The following is a 21,506-nucleotide window of genomic DNA, read 5'->3' on the forward strand; positions in this document are numbered from 1 at the left end:
GTATATTAGGCGATGCGCGGCCCGGTGTGCAACACACAGCCATGGACAGGCCCGAGGGTCGGTCCCTATGCTGGCGCCATTACAAAAACAATCAAGAACGCCATGAACCCCGACTCTCCCTTCCATGTGTTGTTGCAATGGCTTGCCCGGCCGCACCGCAGCCTGGTGGCGCGCTATACCTTGCTGTCCGTTGTGGTGATGAGCGTGGCGCTGATTACCCTGGCGATTTTCTACGAGCAACTGGCCAAAGACTTGCTCAACCGGCTGACCGGCGAGCGGCTGGACGCGCAGGCGCTGTCGACCGCCAACCGCTTGTCGTCCTTTCTCGATGATCGGTTTTATCAACTCTCAGCCTTGTCGAATCACCCCAACATGCCGGAATTTATCGTCGACCAATCGCGGCTCATCAGTGACGTGGACTCGCTGCTCAAGCTTGAGGGCGACTTGCCCTTTATGTATGGCGTGCTGTTTTTTGACGAGCGAGATCGTCTGATCAAAGTGCTGCCGGGCCAGTCGGCTTCCGGCGAGCCGTACTGGGGCAGCGAGCATTGGTCCATCGCCGGTTTGCCGGTGCAATGGGTGGGCGATGTTGAAGTGATTGGGCCGTTGCTGCCTAAAGCGGGAGGCTCCGGCAGCTTTCTGATCCGCAAGAGCATCCGTGTGGGCCGCACCAACCAGCGCGTGCGTATTGCCCTGCATTTGCGCTTGGCGTCCTTGACCGAGTTGTTGGTCAGCGCGGGCATGAGCGGCGTGGTTGTGCCCCTGTTGCGAGTGCCTGGAGGCGCATTTGTCGACCCCACCGGGCGCCCGGTCAAGGCGCCGGGGCAATGGCACGAAGGGCCGATGATTTTGCCGGGCTGGCAGTTGGTTTTCAGTGTAGAACCGGGAGCCATCCTCAAACCGCTGAACGATGCCCGCTGGTGGTTGTACTGGGTCGCGGCGGGTTTTATCGGGTTTATCCTCATCGTGTTTTTTACCCTGTCGCGCCAGTTGCGCTCGCGGGTCAGCACGCTGCTGCAAGGCGCTCATCAACTGTCCATGGGCGACTTGAGCTATCGCTTGGCGCAACAGCCGCAAGACGACGAAATCGGCCATGTGGCCCGCGCCTTCAACGTGATGGCCGAGCGTCTGGCGCAGGTCATGGACCAGACCGTGCGCACCGAAAACCTCGCCGTACTGGGTACTTTTGCCACCGGCGTGGCGCATGAAGTTCGCAATCCGCTGGCGACGATGAAAACCACTGTGCAAGCTCTGTTGCGCCGCGAGCAAGAGCCCGAGCGTCGGCAACTGCTGAGTGATCTGGTCAAGGAAATCGATCGCTTGTCCCGCGTCACCAATGACTTGCTGGAGTACGGCCGCCCGCATCCACCCAAGCCGTGCGTAGTGTCGGTGGCGCAACTGTTCGCACACACCGGCGCGATGGTTGCCCCGCAACTGCACGCGCGCAGTATCGAATTGGTGTGCGAAGCGCCAGGCGATTTGCAGATCTTTGTCGACCCGGATCAGGCCCAGCAGGTGTTGCTCAACCTGTGTCTGAATGCTGTGCAAGCCAGCCCGGACGGCGCGGTTGTACGGCTGTGTGCCGAGACTGGGCAAGGACGTGTGCGGATTTTGGTGGTTGATCAGGGCTGCGGGATTTCTGCCGAGCACTTGCAGCAGGTGCGCCAGCCATTCTTCACCTTGAAACCGCGAGGAACCGGCCTGGGTTTAAGCATTTGCCAGCAACTGCTGGAGGCCAATGGTGCGCGGATGCAAATCGTCAGCGTGTTGGGTGAAGGCACACACGTGACGCTGGATTTTCCCGCGTTCACCCGGTTTTTGTAATGGCACACACCGTGTAGACGCTGGCTTGCCAGCGATTGAAACCGCCCCCTCTGAATCCGTTCAAGTGAGTCGCAGATGTCCGATGTTCACGTGTTAATCGTCGATGATGAAGAAGCGCTGGTGCGCTCGCTCAGTTATGCACTGCGAGGGGAGGGCATGCGCATCAGCACGGCCAACAGTGGCGAAGCCGCGCTGAAACAGGCGCTGGATGATATAGACATCGTGTTGCTCGACCTGGGCCTGCCGGGCATTGATGGCATGGCCACGCTGGAGGGGTTGCGCCAGCGCAGCCCGCACCTGCCGGTGATCATGATTTCGGCCCATGGCGACACGCGGGCCGCCGTGCAGGCGGTCAAGGGCGGTGCCACCGACTACCTGACCAAACCCTTTGAGCTGGATGACTTGCTGGCGACCATCAGCAGCACCCTGGCCTTTGATGCGCCTGCGTCTACGGTCGCGGGGCTGCAAGGACAAAGTGCAGCCATGAGCGCGTTGCAGGCCGCGGTGCAACGGATTGCCCACAGTTCAGCGACGCGGATTCTATTACTGGGCGAATCCGGCACCGGCAAAACCTTGGTGGCCCAGGCCCTGCACAGCCACAGCTCGCGGGCCGCCAGCGCCTTTATAGAAGTCAACTGCGCGGCCTTGCCCGAGCAACTGATTGAAGCTGAACTGTTCGGCTCCGAGAAAGGCGCCTACACCGGCGCTCATCAGAGACGCGCCGGATTGGTCAGCCAGGCCAACGGCGGCACCTTGTTCCTCGACGAAATTGGCGAGTTGCCGCTCAGCCTGCAAGCCAAGCTGTTGCACTTTTTGGAGAACGGCAGCTACCGCGCCGTGGGCGCCAGTCAGGCCAGCAGCGCTGACGTGCGGGTGGTGGCCGCGACCAACCGAGATCTGGCGGACGATGTGCGTCTGGGGCGGTTTCGCGAAGACCTGTTTTACCGCCTGAACGTCATCACCGTCGACATCCCGGCGTTGCGCGAGCGCGGCGATGATTGGCGGTTGCTGGCGCAGTATTTTGCCCAGCGTCAGGCGGTGGAAGAGGGGGCTAGCCCGATCCAGTTCTTGCCCGATTGTGTGGCGGCCCTGCGTCGTCATCGCTGGCCCGGCAACGTGCGCGAGCTGAAAAACCTGGTCGAGCGCCTGACCATCCTGTCGCCGGGGCAAGGCATCAGCGCAGCGATGTTGCCCGCGCATCTGCAAGGGTCTGAATCGGAGCCTGCCCTGGTGTTGGGCGATCAACTTGAACGTGCCGAGCGTGACCTGGTGACCGACGCGCTCACCCGCTCGGCGGGCCACAAAGGGCTGGCCGCGCAATTGCTCGGCATCTCCCGGCATGCGCTCAAACGCCGCCTGCAACGCCTGGGTATTGAGCGATAACCGCTCATCGCCGCGCGCACGTTGAGCGCAAACCGCTCAACGCGCCCGCAAATCCTGTAGGAGCAAGCTTGCCTCGCGATCTTTTGACCCTTTAAAAGATCGCGAGGCAAGCTCGCGCCTACATGTTGTTCACCTTGGCACAGCGCTTGCTCTGTCCTTTCCCGCACTCCAACAAGAGGCGTTTTCAACGCCCTAAAGGAATTTATGCACCCGATGCGTTTATGGGCCCATTACCTCCTGACTCTGAGCAGTCTGCTCGTCAGCACCTTCTCCAGCGCCGAAGTCGGCCGCCTGGAACTGGGCGTGCCTGCGTCAGAAGCCGATCTGACCATGGGGTGCCTGTACCCGATGACCGAGCGCGCAGCCATCTACGGGCACGACAGCATCCTCGGCATTCAAGTCGCACTCAATGAATTACAAGCCCGTCGTGTGGCCGGTGAGCCGGTGCCGCGCTTGCGGGTGATCGTTGATGACGACCAGTCCAAAGCTTCGTACGGCGTCAGTCTGGCCAAGAGCTATATCCACAAGGACGGTGTGCAAGTGCTGTGTGGCATGGTCTCGTCCGGGGTCGCGCTGGCCGTGAGCCAACTGGCCCGCCAAGAGAAAGTGCTGATGATCGGCACCGACCACGCCTCGTCACGCATGACCCTGGAAAACGGCCATCCTTACTATTTTCGGGTCACCAACGACACCTGGACCTCCATGGCCGCCGGTGCGCGTTACCTGCAAGCGTTGCAGAAAAAAACCGGCTGGAAACGCCTGGCGTTCATTGGCCCCGATTACGAGTACGGCCACGTGTCGCGCGATGATTTGCACGAAGCGCTGAACCAATTGGGCGTGAAGTTCGAAGACGTCATTGAACTGTGGCCGCGCTTGTACGAGCCGGATTACTCGCCCTATATCACCGCGCTGGAGCAGGCCAAGCCCGACATCATCGTGTCAGCGATCTGGGGCGGTGATTTCCATGCCTTCGTCAAACAGGCCGCCGGTAGCCGCCTGCTGGAAACCTCGCGTCTGGCGAACTTCGACACCGGGGCCAATTACGACTTTCTGGTGTCGCTGGGCAACAAGGCGCCTGCTGGCTTGATCCTCTCTGCACGCCACCACAACAACTGGCCGGACACCGAGCGCAATCGTTCGTTTGTCGAGCGTTTTCACCAGTTGAGCGGGCGCTACCCGACCTACGCCGCACAGGGCGCCTACACCGGCATCATGGTGATGGCCAAAGCCTATGAACAAACCGGCGGCGCGACCGACAGCCAGTCCCTGATCCACGCACTCGAAGGCCTGGAAATCGCCTTGCCCGAAGACCCGCCCGGGACCTTTTCGCGCATCGATCCAGTGACCCATCAAATCCAGCAAAGCCAGGCCATTGGCACGCCGGTCAGCAATACCGATTACCCGCCTGCCCAACTGATGCTGGGGGACTGGTCGGTGTATTCGGCGCAAGAGCTACAGCTCGATAGCGCCACGCTAAAGCGGCGTCTGGCCGCACGAAAACCCGTTGCCGAGCCTTAACCGCTCGTTTACCCACAGAGACTCAAGCATGAATAATTCCAAGAAAAACATGTTGAAACACCCTTTGGCCTTTGCCATCACGGCTGCCGGGCTGGCCCTGTCGTTAAGCGCCGGGGTGCAGGCCGCCGAAAACGGCAAGTTCCGGATTGGCGTCGTGACCTTCCTTTCGGGCCCGGCCGCCGGTCCGTTTGGCGAACCTTCGGCGAATGCCGCCAAGGTGCTGGTCGAAGGGCTGAACAAGGGCCAGTTGCCCGCGCCTTACGACAAAATCGGCATCAATGGTGCCGAGATCGAAGTGGTGATCATCGATGAGGCGGGCGGTGCGGCGAAGCAGGTCGAGGAGTTCCGCAATCTGGTGCAGCGCCAGAAAGTCGATGCTGTGGTTGGCTACATTTCGTCCGGTGACTGCCTGGCCATTGCGCCGGTGGCCGAAGAGCTGGGCGCGATGACTGTGTTCTACGATTGCGGCACCTCGCAATTGTTCAAAGAAGACAAAACCCCGCAGTACGTATTCCGTACCAGCCTTGATGCGGCGGTGGACAACATTGGTGCTGCTCGCTATCTGAGCAAGGTGCGCCCGGACGCACAGAAAGTCGCTGGCATTCAGCAGAACTACGCCTGGGGTCAGGACAGCTGGAACGACTTCACCCACTCCATGGAGCAACTGATGCCCAAGGCCAAAGTGGTTGAATCGCAAATGCCCAAAGTGTTCCAGGGCCAGTACGGCGCTGAAATTTCCGCGATCTCGGTCAAGCGCCCGGACATCATTCACTCCAGCTTCTGGGGCGGCGACATGGAAGCCCTGGTGCTGCAAGCCAACGCGCGCGGTCTGCTGGAAGACGCTACCGCTGTGCTGACCTGCGGCGAATCGGCCATCGATCGCTACAAGGACCAGGCACCCAACGGCATGATCATCGGTGGCCGTGGCCCGTTCGGCGCGTTTGCCCCGGATAACGCGCTCAACCGTTGGTTCAAAGACAACTACCAGACCGCCTACAAGACTGCGCCGACGTACCCGGCAAGCAAAATGGCCCAGGCCATTCTCGGCCTCAAGCACGCTGCGGAAAACGCCAAGGTTGAATCGGGCAAGATCCCGGCGCCGCTGGAAATCGCCAAGGCCTTTAAAGGCGCGACCTTTGAGTCGGTGTCCGGCACCGTGCAAATGGCCCGAGCCGATGGCCATCAAGCCATGCAAGGCATTGCCTACGGCGAGTACCAATACGACCCGGCAAGCAAAAAAGGCGGCGTGCAAAACGTCATCGCCTTTTCGGGTGAGTGCGTGACCCCGCCTGACGGCACCACCGCGCTGGAGTGGATCAAAGCCGGGTTCCCCGGCGCGCAGTGCAACTGATCCGGGTCCGAAACTCGTAGCAGCTGTCGAGCCTGCGAGGCTGCGTCCGTCTGCGTAGCAGACGTAAAGTCAGGCACTGCGGTGTGTCAGTTCATTCAGGGATTCTGACTTTACGATCGCTTCGCAATCGGACGTAGCCTGCGGCAACTGCTACGAAATGTGCGTGCGCGCAACCTATGTTTTTTATCCAGGTAGGACCTCAATGATGAGTCTTTTCGCGGTGCTGATTGACGGCACCATCTATGCCTCGTGGCTGTTTCTGGTCGCGGCCGGGCTCACAGTGATCTACGGGGTGATGCGCATCCTGAACATGGCCCACGGCAGCTTTTATGCCATCGGTGCCTACGCCGCTGCGTCACTGGTGGGCTGGTATTTCAATAACGGGGTTGGCCCGGTCTGGGCCGGGTATCTGCTGATGCTCGGCTGCGCGCTGGTCGCCGGCCTGATTGTCGGGCTGATCATCGAGCGGGGCTTGCTGCGCTTCATGTACGGCCGCGACGAAGTGCTGATGGTGATCATCACCTACGCGCTGCTGCTGATCCTCGAAGACACCATGAAAATGATCTGGGGCGTGAACCCGTACTTCGCCTATCAGCCATATGCCGAAATGGGCCGCAGCGCGCTGGCCGGGCTCAAGGTCTCGAATTACGACCTGATGCTGGTCGGCGTCTCTCTCGTGCTGGGGCTGGGCCTGTGGTTATGGCTGGAGCGCACGCACCAGGGCAAGGTGCTGCGCGCCGTGATCCACGACCGCGAAGTGGCCATGGCCATGGGCGTCAATGTGCGGCGCATGTTCACCCTGGTCTTTGTGCTGGGCACCATGCTCGGCACATTGGCGGGTGCCCTGACTGCACCGGCGATCTCGGTGGTGCCAGGCATGGGCGTTGAGGTGATTGTGCTGGCGTTTGCCGTGGTGGTGATTGGCGGCATGGGCAGCATCGAAGGCGCGGCAGTTGGCGCCTTGCTGGTGGGCTTGAGCCGCGCCGCGGCCGTGCATTACGCGCCGGAGTTCGAACTCTTTGTGATCTACGGGGTGATGGCGCTGGTGTTGGCCGTGCGTCCCCAAGGGCTGTTCGGCCGTGTACTGGCGAGGAAAATCTAAATGCGCCTGAGTAAAACCGAATTGATTCTGCTCGGCGTTGCCGTGCTGCTGGCCGCAGGCGGCGTGATTGCCCCGCAATGGCTGGTGTTTTTGCTGACCATGGCCTTGGCCAAGGCCATGGTGGTGCAAGGCGTGGTGATGCAAATGCGCGCCGGCTTGGTGACCTTTGGCCAAGGCTTGTTCTTCTGCGTGGGCGGTTACGCCGTGGGCATGAGCGGGCACTTTCTGGACATCACCGACCTGGCCCTGTTGCTGCTGATCGGGGTAGGTGCGGCAGTGCTGCTGGCCATGTTGCTGGGGCTGCTGATGACCCGCTACCGCGAGATCTTCTTTGCCATGCTGTCGCTGGCGTTCTCGATGATTCTGTACGGCGTGCTGGTCAAAAGTTCGGCGCTGGGCAGCACCGACGGCTTTAACGTCAAAGCCTGGACCCTGTTCGGCTGGACACCCGCTTCGGGCCAGGCGCCGCTGGCGCTGTTCATCATCATCGTTGCCTGCTCGGGGCTGCTGGCGGTGTTGCTGCATCGCTACAGCCGCAGCAGCGCAGGGATGATGTGCGAGGCCATCCGTGAAAACGAAGTGCGGGTCGAATACCTCGGCCAGTCGCCGCGTTGGGTGCTGTACATGAACTACGTGGCGGCGGCTGCCGTGTCGGCGTTGGGTGGTGGTTTCATGGCCTTGTCGGCCGGGCACATCGACCCGGAAATGGCTTACTGGATCACCTCCGGCGAGTTCGTGTTCATCGCGTTGCTGGGCGGCACGGCACACGTCGCCGCGCCGTTTATCGCGGCCATCCTGTTTGCCGTAGTGCGCACCTACGCCATCGAACTGGTGCCGCACAGCTGGCAAATGATTCTGGGGTTCACCCTGTTGGCGATCATCGTTTTCCTGCCTAAAGGTTTGTGGAGCCTGTTCACCGGGCAAGCGCGGAGGGCAAAAGCATGAACTGCATTCTTGAGACCCAAGGGCTGTGCAAAGAGTTTGGCGCCGTGACAGCAGCCAAAGACGTCAACGTGCGTATCCACAAAGGCGAAGTGGTTGGAGTGATCGGCTCCAACGGCGCGGGCAAAACCACGTTTATCAACATGGTCACCGGCTACCTGAAACCCAGCCGTGGCGAGATTCTGTTCAACGGCCAGTCGATTCTTGGGCGCACCCCGCGTGCCATCACCCGGGCGGGTATGGCCCGCTCGTTCCAGGTCGCGCAGTTGTTCCCGCAGTTGAGTGTGCTGGACAACCTGCTGATTGCCGTATCCGCCGCACAGAGCCCGTTTCCGTCACTGCTGGCGCCGATGCGCAACGCGTCACGCATCGCTCAGGCGGATGCGATTCTGGCCGAGTTCGACATCAGCCGCTGGCGCGACACCCAAGTCACTGCCGTGCCGCAAGGCGTGCGCAAACTGATCGACATCGCCATGGCGTTGATCGGCGACCCGCAAATGCTGCTGCTCGATGAGCCTACCAGCGGCGTCAGCGCCGAAGAAAAAACCGCGCTCATGGACACCGTCATGCGGGTGGTTGCGCAGCACCAGGTCACGGTGTTGTTCGTGGAACATGACATGGACGTGGTGCGCCGCTATGTGTCGCGGATTCTGGCCTTCTACAGCGGCGAAGTATTGGCCGATGGCGCGCCCGAAGCGGTGCTGGCCAACGCCCGCGTGCAAGAGTTCGTGACGGGCGGGCCAAACGCTCACAAGAGGGCAGCGCAATGAGTCTGGATATTCGCAACCTGCACGTATCGATTGAAGGCGTGCCGATTTTGCACGACGTGTCTTTGCAAGTGGGCGCCGGGCAAATGGTCGGCTTGATCGGCCATAACGGCGCCGGAAAAACCACCTTGATTCGCGCCATCATGGGCTTGCTTGAGGCCGATTCGGGCTCTATCACGTTTGCCGGTCAGAATTTACGCAGCCAGGCGGGCTTTACCCGAGCCTCGTCAGGTATCAGTTACTTGCCGGAAGACCGTCGACTGATCCCGGCGCTGACTGTTGAAGAAAACATCCTGCTGCCGGTCTGGGCCAACAAGTTGCAAGACAGCCAGCGGCGCCTGGAATGGGTATACAGCTTGATCCCGGAAATCGCCCAGTTCCGCGAGCGCAAGGCCATGCAACTGTCCGGTGGGCAACAAAAGCTGGTGGCGCTGGCGCGGGCGTTGATGCCGGGGCACAAGCTGCTGTTGCTCGATGAGCCTTTTGAAGGTGTGGCGCCGGTGTTGTCCCGGCGCCTCAGCGAAGTGATCGCCAAGCTCGGCCGCGAAGGCCTGTGCGTACTGATTTCTGAATCCGATGACACTCATTCTGCCGATCTGGTCGATGCGCTCTTTCGCATCGAGCGCGGCAGTGTGACCGCAGGGTAGGGGAGCATCATGTTGAAATTTACCTTTGAAACCACACCGCGGGTGATCTGCGAAATTGATGGCGCGCTACGCCTTGGCGCCTTGTGCCGAGAGCTGAATGCCGAGCGGGTGTTGCTGGTCAGCGACCCCGGCCTGCTGCGCGCGGGCTTGCTCGATGCGCCCATGCAGGCCATGCGTGACAGCGGCTTGCAGGTCACGTTGTACAGCGATGTGCAGGCGGACCCGCCGGTGGCCTGCGTCGAAGACGCCGTGGCGGTGGCGCGTGAGTGTCGCGCTCAGGCGGTGATCGGTTTAGGCGGTGGCAGTTCGCTGGACATCGCCAAATTGGTGGCTTTGCTCTGCGGCCACGAACAGCGGCTGGAGGACATCTACGGCATCGGTCTGGCCAAGGGCCCGCGTTTGCCGCTGATCCAGGTCCCGACCACCGCGGGCACCGGCTCGGAAGTCACGGCAGTGGCCATTGTGACCACCCCGAGCCACGAGAAAAAGGGCGTGGTCAGCCCGTTGCTCTACCCCGACATTGCATTGCTCGATGCCCGTCTGACGGTCGGATTGCCCGCTGCCGTCAGCGCCATGACCGGCGTCGATGCGATGGTGCACGCCATCGAGTCCTTCACCAGCGTGCACAAAAAGAACGTGTTGTCCGATGGCCTGGCGGTGCAGGCGCTGACCCTGCTGGCGGCGAACATGGACCGCGTGCTGGCCGAGCCGGGTGATTTGCAGGCGCGCTCAAACATGCTGCTGGGCTCGATGCTGGCGGGCATGGCATTCGCCAATGCGCCGGTGGCGGCGGTGCATGCGCTGGCCTATCCGCTGGGCGGGCATTTTCACGTGCCCCACGGTCTGAGTAACGCGCTGGTGCTGGTGCCGGTGCTGAACTTCAATCGCCCGGCAGCCGAAGCGTTGTACGCGCAATTGGCCTCAGCGGTGTTGCCGCAAGAGCGCTTTGCCAATACCAGTGAGGCCTGTGATCACTTCATCGGGTTCATGACCCGACTGGTCGCGCGCATGCCGTTTGCCCAGCGTCTGAATGAAGTGGGCGTGACCGCAGAGGACCTCGATCAACTGACCGACGACGCGTTGAAAATCGAGCGACTGTTGATCAACAACCCGCGCCCGCTTAACCGCGACGACATCCACGCTATCTACACCTCGGTGTTGTAGGCGCGAGCTTGCCTCGTGATCTTTTAAACGATCAAAAGATCGCGAGACGAGCTCGCTCCTACAAAAGCAGTTATTCATCAGTCAACAGGAGTCAGCGATGAACCATGAATTCAGGAGTGTGCCGCGCGTCATCTGCGAGGCCGGGGCACTGCAAGAAATCGGCTATGTCTTTAGAGGCTTGGGCGCGCAACGGGTGATCGTGGTGTGCGACCCGGGCATCGTCAGCCTGGGGTTTGCCGGCCGGGCTCAAGCGGTGCTTGAAGCATCCGGCTGTGAAGTGGCGGTGTTTGATCAAGTGACCCCCGACCCGTCATCAACAGTGGTAGAGCAAGCCGCGAGTCAAGCGCGGGCATTCAAGGCCGATGGCGTATTGGGACTGGGCGGTGGCAGCTCGCTGGATGCAGCCAAACTGGTCGCGTTGTTGATCAACAGCGAGCAACCGCTGCACGAGTTGTACGGCACCGACAAGGCCCTTGGCCAGCGTGCGCCGCTGGTGCTGATGCCGACGACCTCGGGCACGGGTTCGGAAGTCACTTGGGTATCGGTGATCACCGACCCGCAGAATAAGAAACAGGCCGTGTACTCGCCTCAGCTGCTGCCGGATGTGGCGGTGCTCGACCCGCAACTGACCCTGGGCCTGCCGCCGAAAGTCACTGCGGCCACGGGGCTGGATGCCATGGTTCACGCCATTGAGGCCTACACCAGCCGTACGCGTAAAAACCCGATTTCAGATGGTCTGGCGACTGCCGCACTGGCTTTGCTTAGCGCCAACTTGCGCAAGGTACTGGCTGATGGCAAAGACCTCGAAGCGCGTACCGCCATGCTGCAAGGTTCGTTGATGGCGGGCATGGCGTTCGTCAACGCCTCAGTGGCGGCGATTCATGCGCTGGCTTATCCGCTGGGTGCCCGTTTCCACATTCCCCATGGGCACGCCAACGCCTTGGTCATGGCCCCGGTGATCCGCTTCAACCTGCTCAGCGCGCAGCGCCAATACGCCGAACTGGCGGCGCATGTGTTGCCGGGCGTGCATTTTGATGACGAGGCCAGTGCCGCCGAAGCCTTCGTCCAGGCTATAGAAAGCCTGGTTTGCGACAGCGGTCTGGAACTCAAATTGTCCGACTTGAAGGTGGATGAGGCGTCACTCGCTGTCATGGCCTCAGAGGTCGTGGTGGGGATTCGGCGCTTGATCGACAGCAACCCGCGAGACATGGACGAGCAAGACGTCGAGGCAATCTATCGACGTGTTTTTTAAGTCAGTGAGAGCAGCGGCACCCGAAGGCGCCGCAGCGTTATCTAACGCAACAGATTGACCTTGGCCAAATCAATCAACTCGCGGGCTCGGCCATCCATCACCGTTTTGAGCATAAACAGGCTAAAGCCCTTGGCTTGCTCAAAGGTTTTGGTGGGTGGCATCACCAGTTCCTGGCGGGCGCTGACCACGTCGACCAGCACCGGGCCGTCATGGCTGAAGGCTTCACGCAAGGCCGCTTCCAGCTCGGACGGGTGCTCGACGCGAATACCCTTGACCCCCATCGCTTCGGCCATCGCAGCAAAGTTCGGGTTGTTCAGGTCACAGCCCACATCCGGGAAGCCCGCTGCCTTCATCTCCATTTCGACAAAGCCCAGGGTGCCGTTATTCAGCACAATGACTTTGACCGGCAACCCGACCTGATTCAGGGTCAAAAAGTCGCCCATCATCATGGTGAAACCGCCGTCGCCAGACATCGAAATAACCTGGCGATACGGGAAAGTGGCTTGCGCGCCGATGGCTTGCAGCATGGCGTTGGCCATTGAGCCGTGGTTAAACGAGCCGATCAGGCGTCGCTGGCCGTTCATTTTCAGGTAGCGCGCGGCCCACGCGGTGGGCGTGCCGACGTCACAGGTGAAAATAGCGTCTTCATCGGCCAGCTCGCTGACCAGCCGGTTCAGGTACTGCGGGTGAATGATTGAACTGTCGGGCCCGCTTTCGGCCAGAGCGTCGAGGTCTTCGCGGGCTTTTTTGTAATCTTTGAGGGCGCTATCCAAGTGGTCGCGTTCGAGGTTCTGCGCCAGCTTGGGCAGCACGGCCTGCAACGTCAGCTTCACATCACCGATCAAGCCCAACTCCAGGCCGCAGCGATTGCCCAGTGCTTCAGAGCGCAGGTCGATTTGTGCGATGTGGCCGTGTTCGGGGTAGAACTGGCGATACGGGAAGTTAGTGCCGAGCATCAGCAACGTGTCGCAGTGCTTCATGGCCAGATAACCCGACGCAAAGCCGATCAGCCCGGTCATGCCGACGTCATACGGGTTGTCGTACTCGACATGCTCCTTGCCACGCAGCGCATGCACAATCGGTGCATTCAGACGTTCGGCCAGGGCCAGAATTTCGGTGTGGGCATCTGCGCAACCGGCGCCGCACAGCAGGGTGACTTTTTTACCGTCATTGAGAAACGACGCCAGCTCATCAATATCGCTGTCGCTCGGGCGAATCAGCGGCTGAGTGGGTGTGAGCCAGTTCGGCACCTTGGCCTCGGTGGCTTGCAGCGCCACATCGCCGGGGATCACAACCACCGCCACACCGCGTTTGGCGATGGCGACACGCATGGCGCGTTCGAGAATCTGCGGCAATTGCTCGGGCCGCGACACCAGCTCCACGTAATGGCTGCACTCCTTGAACAGACTTTCGGGGTGCGTGGCCTGAAAGTAATCAATGCCGATTTCGCTGCCCGGGATATGTGCTGCCAAGGCCAGCACCGGCACGCCGCTGCGATGGGCGTCGAACAGGCCGTTGATCAAATGCAGATTGCCGGGGCCGCAACTGCCAGCGCACACGGCCAGCTCGCCGGTTAAATGAGCCTCAGCGCCCGCGGCAAAAGCGGCGGCCTCTTCGTTGCGCATGTGAATCCACTTGATCTGCTCCTGGCGGCGCAGCGAGTCCGTGAAACCGTTCAAAGAGTCGCCGACCACGCCATACACGCGCTGGACGCCAGCTTGCTGCAAAGTCTCGGTGATGAAATCAGCCACAGTTCTGGACATGGAAGACGCCTCGAAAAGTAAGAAAAAAGATGGCCTAGACTCACTGTGTTGCCTGTTGCAACCCGATGCCCAAGCAGAATAGACACTGCATCCGACCTTGCCGTTTTTTAAAACGTTCGATGAAAATGTGTTCATCTGCGATTGGCAATTGATCTGGTAGTTGATCTGGCTTTTGACCTTGACCTACCCGCCCCATCGGGAGGCCGAGTGGAGGTTCTGCGCAGTGGGTCGACCGGCATGGATGCCGGGAGAGCCGCGCTGGGCCAAGGATGGCCCGTCGCGGCGTGCCCACGGAGCTAACCTGCGCGAGGGAACCTGAGCGAAGCGAAGGCCGTACGCAGGGGCAAGGACCTTTTGGGTACTTTTGGGGCTGTTTGCCAAAAGTGCCTCGCCGTAAGGGCGAAACCCGTAAAAAGCCGTTGCGCATCAAACGGATATGTACACAGAGCGCTGCCGCTTCGCGACAGATCGCAGCCTTCGGCAGCGACTACAGGGCTGTTTGCCTGCACACAGAGCGCTGCCGTTGGATTGCGGGAGCGGACGCCCGCAATGTTTAGTCAAACCATAACCAAATGTCTGAAACACTGTGTTGCATCTGCACACCCAGTCGTGTGAGGCTACGGGCTCAGTGTTGACCAAGGTCGAAGGTATGGGTTGTTTACGCGGTGAGCTTGAACGACGCGATGTGTCGCAGACTCCCGTGTTGCGTGGCGTGCGTTTACGTCATGTTGCCCCGTCACCCTCCAGCCGTTGCCCACTCCCTTCCAAATTGGCCTTTTGGGCCTTGTTCCACTGCCGTCATGCCCGCCCGCCGGATACTCGAATGACCCGTTAAGTCTTGAATGCCTGCGCCCTAGAGGGGGAGCAGCCACATTGGCGCGCCTGTGCGCCTGCCTGATACGTAATGACGAGTAATTCTCATGAGTGCCACGACCGCGTTTGCCCCGCTGCAAGAAGCCCTGGACTTCCTGGAGCACAATCCGGATATCGAGATGTTTGAGCTGTTCATCATCGATAACAACGGCGTCCCACGGGGCAAGTTGCTGCACCGCGATGAGCTGATAGCGGTCTATGAAAGTGGGCGGCCGCTGCCCAGCACGATTCTGGGCCTGAGCATCAATGGCGATGACATTGAAAACACCGGGTTGGTGTGGGAAGTGGGTGACATCGATTGTCGGGCCTATCCCATCAGCGGCAGCTTGCAACGCATGCCATGGCGCTTGATCCCGACGGCGGCGGTGCAAGTCAGCATGCACCCGCAACAAGGCATGCCCGCCACCGTGGCCGATCCTCGGCACTTGTTGGCCAAGGTCATTGATGGTCTCAAGGCCGATGGTTACTACCCGGTGATGGCCGCCGAACTCGAGTTCTACCTGCTCGACCAGCAGCGCGACAGCAACGGTCGCCCGCAACCGGCGCGCGATGCCGATGGTCAGCGTCCCCGTGCGACGCAAGTCTATGGGCTGCGCGAACTTGAGCAAATCGAGCCGTTTCTGGCTGATTTGTACAGCGCCTGCAAATTGCAAGGAATCCCGGCGCGCACGGCGATCTCCGAGTACGCGCCGGGGCAGGTTGAAATCACCCTTGAACATCGCAGCGATGCCCTGCAAGCCATGGACGAAGCGGTGCGTTACAAGCGCTTGGTAAAAGGTGTAGCGCACAAACATGGCATGACGGCCTGCTTTATGGCCAAGCCCTTTGATGACCTGGCGGGCACCGGGATGCACATGCACGTGAGCCTGGCCGATGAACAGGGTAATAACCTGTTCGCCAGCGAAGCGCCCGAAGGCACACCACTGCTTAAACAGGCGGTGGGCGGCATGCTCAGCACCCTGCTGGACTCATTACTGATGTTTTGCCCGAACGCCAACTCCTATCGTCGTTTCCAGAGCAACAGCTACGCACCACTGGCCGCGACCTGGGGCGTCGACAACCGCACCGTCAGTTTGCGCGTGCCGGGTGGCCCGGCCAGTTCGCGGCACATCGAACACCGAATTTGCGGTGCAGATGCCAACCCCTACCTGGCGGCTGCGGCGATTCTGGCGGGCATCCATCGCGGCATTCGTGAACAACGCGATCCGGGAGCGCCGATCGAAGGTAACGGTTACGCCCAAGCCACAGAAATGCTACCGACCGACTGGCTGACCACCTTGCGCGCGCTGCAAGGCTCTGAATGGGCCAAAGAAGCCTTCGGGCCTGAATTCTTGAAGGTCTACCTGGCTGTGAAAAATGGCGAATACCGCCAATTCATGGGCGAGGTGGGCGAGCAAGACTGGCGCTGGTACTTGCAGCAAGCGTGATGCCGACGCGGGCGGGCATCCCCCGCCTCAGGTTTGACCCAGCCTCCTTGGTTTTCATACTTTTCTGACAATTTTTTCACTGGCAGCCCGTTAATCTTTGTGTCGAATATCATTAAACACAAGAGTCAGCGGGCCATGTCGTTGCAGCCACCGTCCACCATTGAGCTAGAGTTTGCCGAACGCTACGACCGCGAGCACGCACAGTTCTGTCGCGAAGCTCGGCCGCGAGGGCTCGGCCAGCGTTTGGCTATGTGGCGGGAACAACGGCTCGTGCGCCGAGCGCTGAAAGTCGCGGGTGAGCCGGGTCTGGTGCTGGATGTTGCCTGCGGTGCCGGACGTTTTTGGCCGCTGCTGGCCGAACACACCAATCGGGTCATTCTGGCCGCCGACTCTTCGCAAGGCATGCTCGACCATGCCCAGACGCATCACTCGGCCAGCCTGCTGAAGCGAATCACGCTGTTTAAAAGCTCGGTGTTTTCCATCGAGATGTCCGAAAACGCCGTGGACAGCATCTTTTGCATGCAGTTGTTTCACCATGTCGGTGACAGCGAACATCGCCTGACGCTCCTGCGTGAGTTTTATCGAGTGAGCCGCGACAGTTTGATCGTGTCGGTGTGTGTGGGGCGGCCCTCAGCACAGCGCGGCAGCCCGCGGATCGTGATCAGCAAGCACGAGATAGAAGGGCAGTTTGCACAGGCCGGTTTCAGTATTCTCAAGCACTACGACGTGCTGCCCGGCGGTGCGCAAGGCAGCATTTATGTGTTGCGCAAGGGCGCTTAATTCAACGTTTTGAAAATCGTGTAGGCCAGTTCTACGCGAGCGCTGTTGGGGTAGTTCTTGTTGGCCAGTATCACCACCGCCTGCTTTTTTGCGGGCACCACCGCGATATAGCTGCCAAAGCCCGACGTTGATCCAGTCTTGTTGAGCCATACCGCTTGCTGAGGTGCCAGCACCGGGTTCAGAACAATCGCCTTGTTACTCTCGTAGGCCATTTGGTCAGCGTTACCCTCCAGCAAGTGCTCCAGGGTGACCGGGTAGGGGTATTGCTCCCAGACCAGGTCTTGCGTCATGGGCCCAATCTGGAAGTAGCCTGTGTGAGTGTTGGTAATGGCCCGTTGCAGATCGGCCTCAACCTTGCCGAGCCCCATGTTCAGTTGCGCAAAATCAATCAGGTCGCGAGCGCTGGTTTTCACGCCATAGGCTTCGTCGGCCAAGACGCCTGGATTGAGCCGCACCGCCGCATCCTGTTTGTTATAGCCCTGGGCATACAGCGCCATTTTGTTTTCCGGTACTTGCAGGTAACTGTTGTTCAGGCCCAGCGCGGGGAACAAGGTTTTTTGCAGGGCGTGCGAAAACGTCTGCTTCATGCTTTTGGCCGCAATCACGGCCAGTATGCCGATGCTGGGGTTGGCATAGGATCGTTGAGTGCCGGCCGGATAGGTCGGCTTCCAGGCGATGAGGTAGTCCTGCAATTGGTGATCGTTTTGCACGTTGTCAGGCACTTGCAGCGGGAAGCCTCCCGCCGTGTGCGTGGCCAGATGCAGGAGGGCAACCTGGCCAAATGCGCTGCCTTTGTAGTGCGGCAGGTAGTCACTGACCGGGTCTGAGAATGACAGCAGCCCTTTGACCTGGGCATAGGAGGCTAACGTGGCAGTAAACAGCTTGCTGATAGAGCCCATTTCAAACAGCGTGTCGGGCGTGACATTGGCCTGTGTGGTTTTTGACGCGACGCCGAAGCTATAGAAGTGCTGCTGGCCGTTGTTGCTGATAGCAATCACCATTCCGGGAATCGCGTACTGCTGCATCACCGCCTTGGCGGCTTGTTGCACGCGGGCTTCTTGATCAGAAGCGATGTTCTGCGCCTGAGCCGCTTGGGTGAACGCACTCAGTGCCAGTACCGAGACAGCAACCGCGGACAGTTTTCGGGTAATGCTCATACGGGACAGTCTCGACTCTAATGAAAGGGATAAAACGCCTGATTACCTTGTCACGTCATGTTTCGTAACGATGCCTGTGCGGCCAATGCAACGAGCGCTATTTAAGGGCTCGCCATGCACTGGGGCATGTGAGTCGGGAGATTACCGGCAAAAAAAGCTTAAGTGGTGAAGGCTATTACTTGTTGTTGTGTAGGCTTTTTCGTCGCCAAGACGGTGAGTCAATGTCCGGAAACACCTGGCGCCGATATATACTGCGCGCCATTCTTCAAGGGAGAGCCGTGTGGCCATCGATATTCACTGGATTTGCGACAACGATAGCCTCGGCCAGCATTGTGCCGAATGGCAGCACTTGCCATTCGTCGCCCTCGACACCGAATTTATGCGGGTCGACACTTTCTACCCGATTGCCGGCCTGATTCAGATTGGCGACGGCGAACGGGCCTACCTGATTGACCCCTTGACCATCGACAATTGGCAGCCTCTGGCCGCCCTGCTGGAAAACCCGGCAGTGGTTAAAGTGCTGCACGCGTGCAGTGAAGACCTGGAAGTCCTGTTGCGCCTGACTGGCAGTCTGCCGGTCCCTTTGTTCGACACCCAACTGGCAGCGGCCTACCTGAACCTGGGTTTCTCCATGGGGTATTCGCGTCTGGTCAAAGAGGTGCTCGACCTCGACCTGCCAAAAGGTGAAACCCGCTCCGACTGGTTACAGCGCCCGCTGTCTGAAACGCAGGTCAGTTACGCCGCCGAAGATGCCCAGCATCTGGCGGAAGTCTATGTGCAATTGCGTCCGCGTCTGTCGGATGAAAAGTACAACTGGGTGCTTGAGGACGGCGCTGAACTGGTGGCCAACCTGCGCCGCGAAGTTGACCCGTACGAGGTGTATCGCGAGGCCAAACTGGCCTGGAAGCTTTCTCGTGGCCAACTCGCGGTATTGCGTGAAATCTGCGCTTGGCGCGAGCAAGAAGCCCGTGCTCGCGACCTGCCGCGCAATCGCGTGGTTCGTGAACATGCGCTGTGGCCATTGGCCAAAACGCAGCCCGATAACCTGGTATCGCTGGCGCGTATCGAAGACATGCACCCGCGCACCGTGCGTCAGGATGGCGAGTTTCTGCTCGATCTGATCAAACGTGCAGGCAGCCTGCCGCCGGAGCAATGGCCACCTGCCGTGCCTGAGCCGTTGCCGGTTGAGGCTGCTGTGTTGATTAAACGCCTGCGCGCCGTGGGCCAGGCCGAAGCCGAGCGCCTGAACATTGCGCCGGAGCTGATGCTGCGCAAGAAAACCCTGGACGCCCTGCTCAAAAGCGGCTTCCCCGAGGGCCCTTATCAATTGCCCGATTCACTGCGCGGCTGGCGCCGTGAATTGATGGGCCAGGCGTTGCTGGATTGCCTGGCCAATGCTGGAGAACCGTCTTGAAACGTATTTGCTCGATCTATCGCAGCACCAAACGCAATGAAATGTACCTCTACGTGCTCAAGGCCGATGCTTTGGAGCGTGTGCCAGAGACCCTGATGCTGGCATTTGGCAAGCCCATCCACGCGTTTGATCTGGTCCTGACCCCAGAGCGCAAGCTCAATCGGGAAGACATCGTCAAGGTGCTGGAAAACCTTGAGACCCAGGGCTACCACCTGCAAATGCCGCCCGCTGAAGACGAATACATCGAGCACTTGCCCGAAGAGTTGTTGCGTCGCAACGACCCGATGTAAATGCAGCGCCAAGTGCCCGGTTCCGGGCGCTTGTCTCCACAGACTCAATTTGATTGACGGTGGCCGAACGCAGCGGGGCAAACCTGAGCGATGGGCACTGGCAGTGGTTTTAGAAGGTTAGAAGCATGCGCGTCCTGATTGCCGAGCACGATTACTCTCTCTATGCCCAACTCTTGCAACAAGCAGCGCCGGAACTGGAAGTGCACACCAGCGGCGACTCAGCGAAATTGGCCGAGTTGGCTGCTGACTGCCCCGTGTGGCTGGGCCAGCCGGACCTGATGGCCACCCTGTTGCGCCAAGGGCATAAGCCGCAATGGTTGCAATCGACCTGGGCGGGTATTACGCCTCTATTGGCCGAAGGGCTTGGGCGCGAGTACCGCTTGAGCCGTGCAGTCGGCATTTTTGGCCAAGTCATGGCCGAATACGTGCTGACCTACATGCTCGGTCATGAACGTGAAGTCATGGCGCGCCTGGTCAGCCAGGTTGAGCGCAAATGGGACAGCCGCACGGGCCAGAGCCTGGTCGGGCGCAAAGTCTTGATCGTCGGCGCCGGGGACATTGGCCAGACAGTGGCGCAGTTTCTGCAACCGTTCGGGGTTGAGTTGTACGCCATTGCCAGCGCTGGGCGCGAGCAAGCACCGTTCAAAGAAGTCGCGGTCTTGAGCGACCTGCCGCGTTTGGTCGCACAGATGGATTACGTGATCAACTTGCTGCCCGACACCCCTGAAACCCACGACCTGTACGATGCCGAACTGTTTGCGCAGTTCAACCCCAACGGCGTTTTCATCAATGCCGGGCGGGGGGTGGCCGTGGTCGATGCCGACCTGGTTGAGGCCTTGCGTCAGGGGCATTTGGCAGGGGCCATTATTGACGTTTGCCGGCAAGAGCCCTTGCCGGCCAAACACCCGTTCTGGACAGCCTGGGGCTTGCTGCTCACCGGGCACAGCTCGGCGCCGACCTCGCCGCCGTTGATGGTGCAATTGTTTATCGACAACCTGCGCGCGTATCAGGCAGGTGAGCCAATACGGGGTGAAGTGGACTTCGAACGCGGCTACTGACAGCCGTTTGCTCGTACCGCCCTGCGTAGAAACGAGCTTGTCTTGCGCTCTTTTAAAGCTTTAAAGATCGTGAGACAAACTCGCTCCTAAAGGGAAATACCGTTACAGACTAAAATCGCCCTCGGCCACCAGCTTGCTCAAAGGCTCGCGCTGGCTTGGCACTTCCTTGGCTTGCAGGTAATCCACCAAACTGCCCTTGTCGCCCAGCTTGCCGATAGCAACCATGGCCTGAACTTCATAGCCCTCAGGGATCTTCAGCTCTGTGCGGGCCCGTTCAAAATCCAGGCCGCTCATGCCGTGAGTGTGCCAGCCGCTCAAGTGCGCTTGCAACGCCAAGTGGCCCCAGGCAGCACCTGTGTCGAACGCATGGGTAGGGGCTGGTTTTTCTTCCGTGCTGCCCGGTGCGGCGAAAGTCGTCTTCGACACAATCACCACCAGCGCCGCAGCGTGCTTGGCCCAGCCCTGGTTGAACTCAATCAGCAGGCTCAAGTAGCGATCGAATTCTGGTGTACCGCGCAGCGCGAACAGAAAGCGCCAAGGTTGCGCGTTGTAAGCCGACGGCGCCCAGCGAGCGGCTTCGAAAAAGCTCAGCAGAGTGGGTTTGTCGATGCTGGCGTCGGTGAAGGCGCGCGGCGACCAGCGCTGGGTGAACTGCTCGTGAATCGGGTGTTCGGCAATGCGATTGGAGGCTGGCATTCGAGTTTCCTGAGTGGATTTGACCAGCAGCAAAACTACTGTCATGTCTGCAAGCTGACAAGTCCTGTTACACCGTCAGTCACAAGCGCTTGGCCCAC

General features: G+C 60.1%; 18 protein-coding genes. 15 read left to right on the forward strand and 3 right to left on the reverse strand.

The features are described from left to right. Positions 1-102 precede the first annotated feature (102 nt). From RHM56_RS05170 to RHM56_RS05215, 10 genes are all read left to right on the forward strand, one after another. On the forward strand, positions 103-1,824 hold the full coding sequence (locus RHM56_RS05170) for a sensor histidine kinase (protein ID WP_322239234.1): 1,722 nt from the start codon (positions 103-105) through the stop codon (positions 1,822-1,824). A 75-nt stretch (positions 1,825-1,899) separates the two neighbouring features. Further along, positions 1,900-3,207: a sigma-54 dependent transcriptional regulator gene (locus RHM56_RS05175; RefSeq protein WP_322239236.1), complete on the forward strand. Its 1,308-nt coding sequence runs from the start codon at positions 1,900-1,902 to the stop codon at positions 3,205-3,207. A gap of 213 nt (positions 3,208-3,420) precedes the next feature. Next, entirely contained in the window at positions 3,421-4,725 is a 1,305-nt protein-coding gene (locus RHM56_RS05180) for an ABC transporter substrate-binding protein (RefSeq protein WP_322239238.1), read from the forward strand. A gap of 28 nt (positions 4,726-4,753) precedes the next feature. Then, positions 4,754-6,076, forward strand: a complete 1,323-nt coding sequence (locus RHM56_RS05185; protein WP_322239241.1) for an ABC transporter substrate-binding protein — start codon at positions 4,754-4,756, stop codon at positions 6,074-6,076. Between the two features lie 202 nt (positions 6,077-6,278). After that, a complete protein-coding gene (locus RHM56_RS05190; RefSeq protein WP_322239243.1) occupies positions 6,279-7,178 on the forward strand; it encodes a branched-chain amino acid ABC transporter permease in 900 nt (299 codons plus the stop codon). After that, positions 7,179-8,123 (forward strand): branched-chain amino acid ABC transporter permease, encoded by a 945-nt coding sequence (locus RHM56_RS05195; RefSeq protein ID WP_322239245.1) that lies wholly within the window; start codon positions 7,179-7,181, stop codon positions 8,121-8,123. It begins immediately after the preceding gene. Beyond that, the gene (locus RHM56_RS05200) at positions 8,120-8,890 is read left to right on the forward strand and encodes an ABC transporter ATP-binding protein (protein WP_322239247.1); all 771 of its coding nucleotides are present in this window, start codon (positions 8,120-8,122) and stop codon (positions 8,888-8,890) included. The genes RHM56_RS05195 and RHM56_RS05200 overlap by 4 nt, the downstream gene beginning before the upstream one ends. Beyond that, positions 8,887-9,534 (forward strand): ATP-binding cassette domain-containing protein, encoded by a 648-nt coding sequence (locus tag RHM56_RS05205; protein ID WP_322239249.1) that lies wholly within the window; start codon positions 8,887-8,889, stop codon positions 9,532-9,534. Before RHM56_RS05200 ends, RHM56_RS05205 begins: the two co-directional genes overlap by 4 nt. Before the next feature lie 9 nt (positions 9,535-9,543). Further along, positions 9,544-10,698, forward strand: a complete 1,155-nt coding sequence (locus RHM56_RS05210) for an iron-containing alcohol dehydrogenase (RefSeq protein WP_322239251.1) — start codon at positions 9,544-9,546, stop codon at positions 10,696-10,698. A gap of 97 nt (positions 10,699-10,795) precedes the next feature. Continuing rightward, positions 10,796-11,950 carry an iron-containing alcohol dehydrogenase gene (locus RHM56_RS05215; RefSeq protein WP_322239253.1) on the forward strand — a complete coding sequence of 385 codons (1,155 nt, stop codon included), beginning with the start codon at positions 10,796-10,798 and terminating at the stop codon, positions 11,948-11,950. Positions 11,951-11,991: 41 nt separating this feature from the next. On the opposite strand, the gene poxB is transcribed toward RHM56_RS05215, so the two are convergent. Beyond that, positions 11,992-13,713: a ubiquinone-dependent pyruvate dehydrogenase gene (gene poxB, locus RHM56_RS05220; protein ID WP_322239255.1), complete on the reverse strand. Its 1,722-nt coding sequence runs from the start codon at positions 13,711-13,713 to the stop codon at positions 11,992-11,994. A 920-nt stretch (positions 13,714-14,633) separates the two neighbouring features. On the opposite strand from poxB, the gene RHM56_RS05225 reads away from it, so the two are divergent. Next, positions 14,634-16,013: a glutamine synthetase family protein gene (locus RHM56_RS05225; RefSeq protein ID WP_322239257.1), complete on the forward strand. Its 1,380-nt coding sequence runs from the start codon at positions 14,634-14,636 to the stop codon at positions 16,011-16,013. A gap of 135 nt (positions 16,014-16,148) precedes the next feature. Beyond that, positions 16,149-16,793, forward strand: coding sequence for a class I SAM-dependent methyltransferase (locus RHM56_RS05230; protein WP_322239259.1), 645 nt, complete (start codon positions 16,149-16,151; stop codon positions 16,791-16,793). On the opposite strand, the gene ampC is transcribed toward RHM56_RS05230, so the two are convergent. Then, complete coding sequence (gene ampC / locus RHM56_RS05235) at positions 16,790-17,950, reverse strand: class C beta-lactamase (protein WP_322239261.1); 1,161 nt, start codon at positions 17,948-17,950, stop codon at positions 16,790-16,792. The two genes, RHM56_RS05230 and ampC, sit on opposite strands and share 4 nt — an antisense overlap. A 280-nt stretch (positions 17,951-18,230) precedes the next feature. Here ampC and rnd point away from each other — a divergent pair, with 280 nt between their 5' ends. From rnd to RHM56_RS05250, 3 genes are all read left to right on the forward strand, one after another. Further along, complete coding sequence (gene rnd / locus RHM56_RS05240) at positions 18,231-19,364, forward strand: ribonuclease D (RefSeq protein ID WP_322239263.1); 1,134 nt, start codon at positions 18,231-18,233, stop codon at positions 19,362-19,364. After that, positions 19,361-19,654 (forward strand): YcgL domain-containing protein, encoded by a 294-nt coding sequence (locus tag RHM56_RS05245; RefSeq protein WP_019410700.1) that lies wholly within the window; start codon positions 19,361-19,363, stop codon positions 19,652-19,654. Before rnd ends, RHM56_RS05245 begins: the two co-directional genes overlap by 4 nt. A gap of 125 nt (positions 19,655-19,779) precedes the next feature. Next, positions 19,780-20,712 carry a D-2-hydroxyacid dehydrogenase gene (locus RHM56_RS05250; protein WP_322239265.1) on the forward strand — a complete coding sequence of 311 codons (933 nt, stop codon included), beginning with the start codon at positions 19,780-19,782 and terminating at the stop codon, positions 20,710-20,712. Between the two features lie 102 nt (positions 20,713-20,814). Here RHM56_RS05250 and RHM56_RS05255 read toward each other — a convergent pair whose 3' ends face one another. Further along, positions 20,815-21,408, reverse strand: coding sequence for a nitroreductase family protein (locus RHM56_RS05255; protein ID WP_322239268.1), 594 nt, complete (start codon positions 21,406-21,408; stop codon positions 20,815-20,817). Between the last annotated feature and the right edge of the window lie 98 nt (positions 21,409-21,506).

The sequence above is a fragment of the Pseudomonas sp. CCC3.1 genome, from assembly GCF_034347405.1.
In the GTDB taxonomy this organism is placed as follows: Bacteria; Pseudomonadota; Gammaproteobacteria; order Pseudomonadales; family Pseudomonadaceae; genus Aquipseudomonas.

Excerpts from the sequence above, each read along its gene's own strand:
- RHM56_RS05255 (WP_322239268.1), bottom strand. The coding sequence starts at position 21,408 with ATGCCAGCCTCCAATCGCATTGCCGAACACCCGATTCACGAGCAGTTC.
- ampC (WP_322239261.1), bottom strand. The coding sequence starts at position 17,950 with ATGAGCATTACCCGAAAACTGTCCGCGGTTGCTGTCTCGGTACTGGCA.
- RHM56_RS05205 (WP_322239249.1), top strand. The coding sequence starts at position 8,887 with ATGAGTCTGGATATTCGCAACCTGCACGTATCGATTGAAGGCGTGCCG.
- RHM56_RS05195 (WP_322239245.1), top strand. The coding sequence starts at position 7,179 with ATGCGCCTGAGTAAAACCGAATTGATTCTGCTCGGCGTTGCCGTGCTG.
- RHM56_RS05175 (WP_322239236.1), top strand. The coding sequence starts at position 1,900 with ATGTCCGATGTTCACGTGTTAATCGTCGATGATGAAGAAGCGCTGGTG.
- RHM56_RS05180 (WP_322239238.1), top strand. The coding sequence starts at position 3,421 with ATGCGTTTATGGGCCCATTACCTCCTGACTCTGAGCAGTCTGCTCGTC.
- RHM56_RS05200 (WP_322239247.1), top strand. The coding sequence starts at position 8,120 with ATGAACTGCATTCTTGAGACCCAAGGGCTGTGCAAAGAGTTTGGCGCC.
- RHM56_RS05170 (WP_322239234.1), top strand. The coding sequence starts at position 103 with ATGAACCCCGACTCTCCCTTCCATGTGTTGTTGCAATGGCTTGCCCGG.
- RHM56_RS05210 (WP_322239251.1), top strand. The coding sequence starts at position 9,544 with ATGTTGAAATTTACCTTTGAAACCACACCGCGGGTGATCTGCGAAATT.
- RHM56_RS05215 (WP_322239253.1), top strand. The coding sequence starts at position 10,796 with ATGAACCATGAATTCAGGAGTGTGCCGCGCGTCATCTGCGAGGCCGGG.
- RHM56_RS05230 (WP_322239259.1), top strand. The coding sequence starts at position 16,149 with ATGTCGTTGCAGCCACCGTCCACCATTGAGCTAGAGTTTGCCGAACGC.
- RHM56_RS05250 (WP_322239265.1), top strand. The coding sequence starts at position 19,780 with ATGCGCGTCCTGATTGCCGAGCACGATTACTCTCTCTATGCCCAACTC.
- RHM56_RS05190 (WP_322239243.1), top strand. The coding sequence starts at position 6,279 with ATGATGAGTCTTTTCGCGGTGCTGATTGACGGCACCATCTATGCCTCG.
- RHM56_RS05225 (WP_322239257.1), top strand. The coding sequence starts at position 14,634 with ATGAGTGCCACGACCGCGTTTGCCCCGCTGCAAGAAGCCCTGGACTTC.
- poxB (WP_322239255.1), bottom strand. The coding sequence starts at position 13,713 with ATGTCCAGAACTGTGGCTGATTTCATCACCGAGACTTTGCAGCAAGCT.
- RHM56_RS05185 (WP_322239241.1), top strand. The coding sequence starts at position 4,754 with ATGAATAATTCCAAGAAAAACATGTTGAAACACCCTTTGGCCTTTGCC.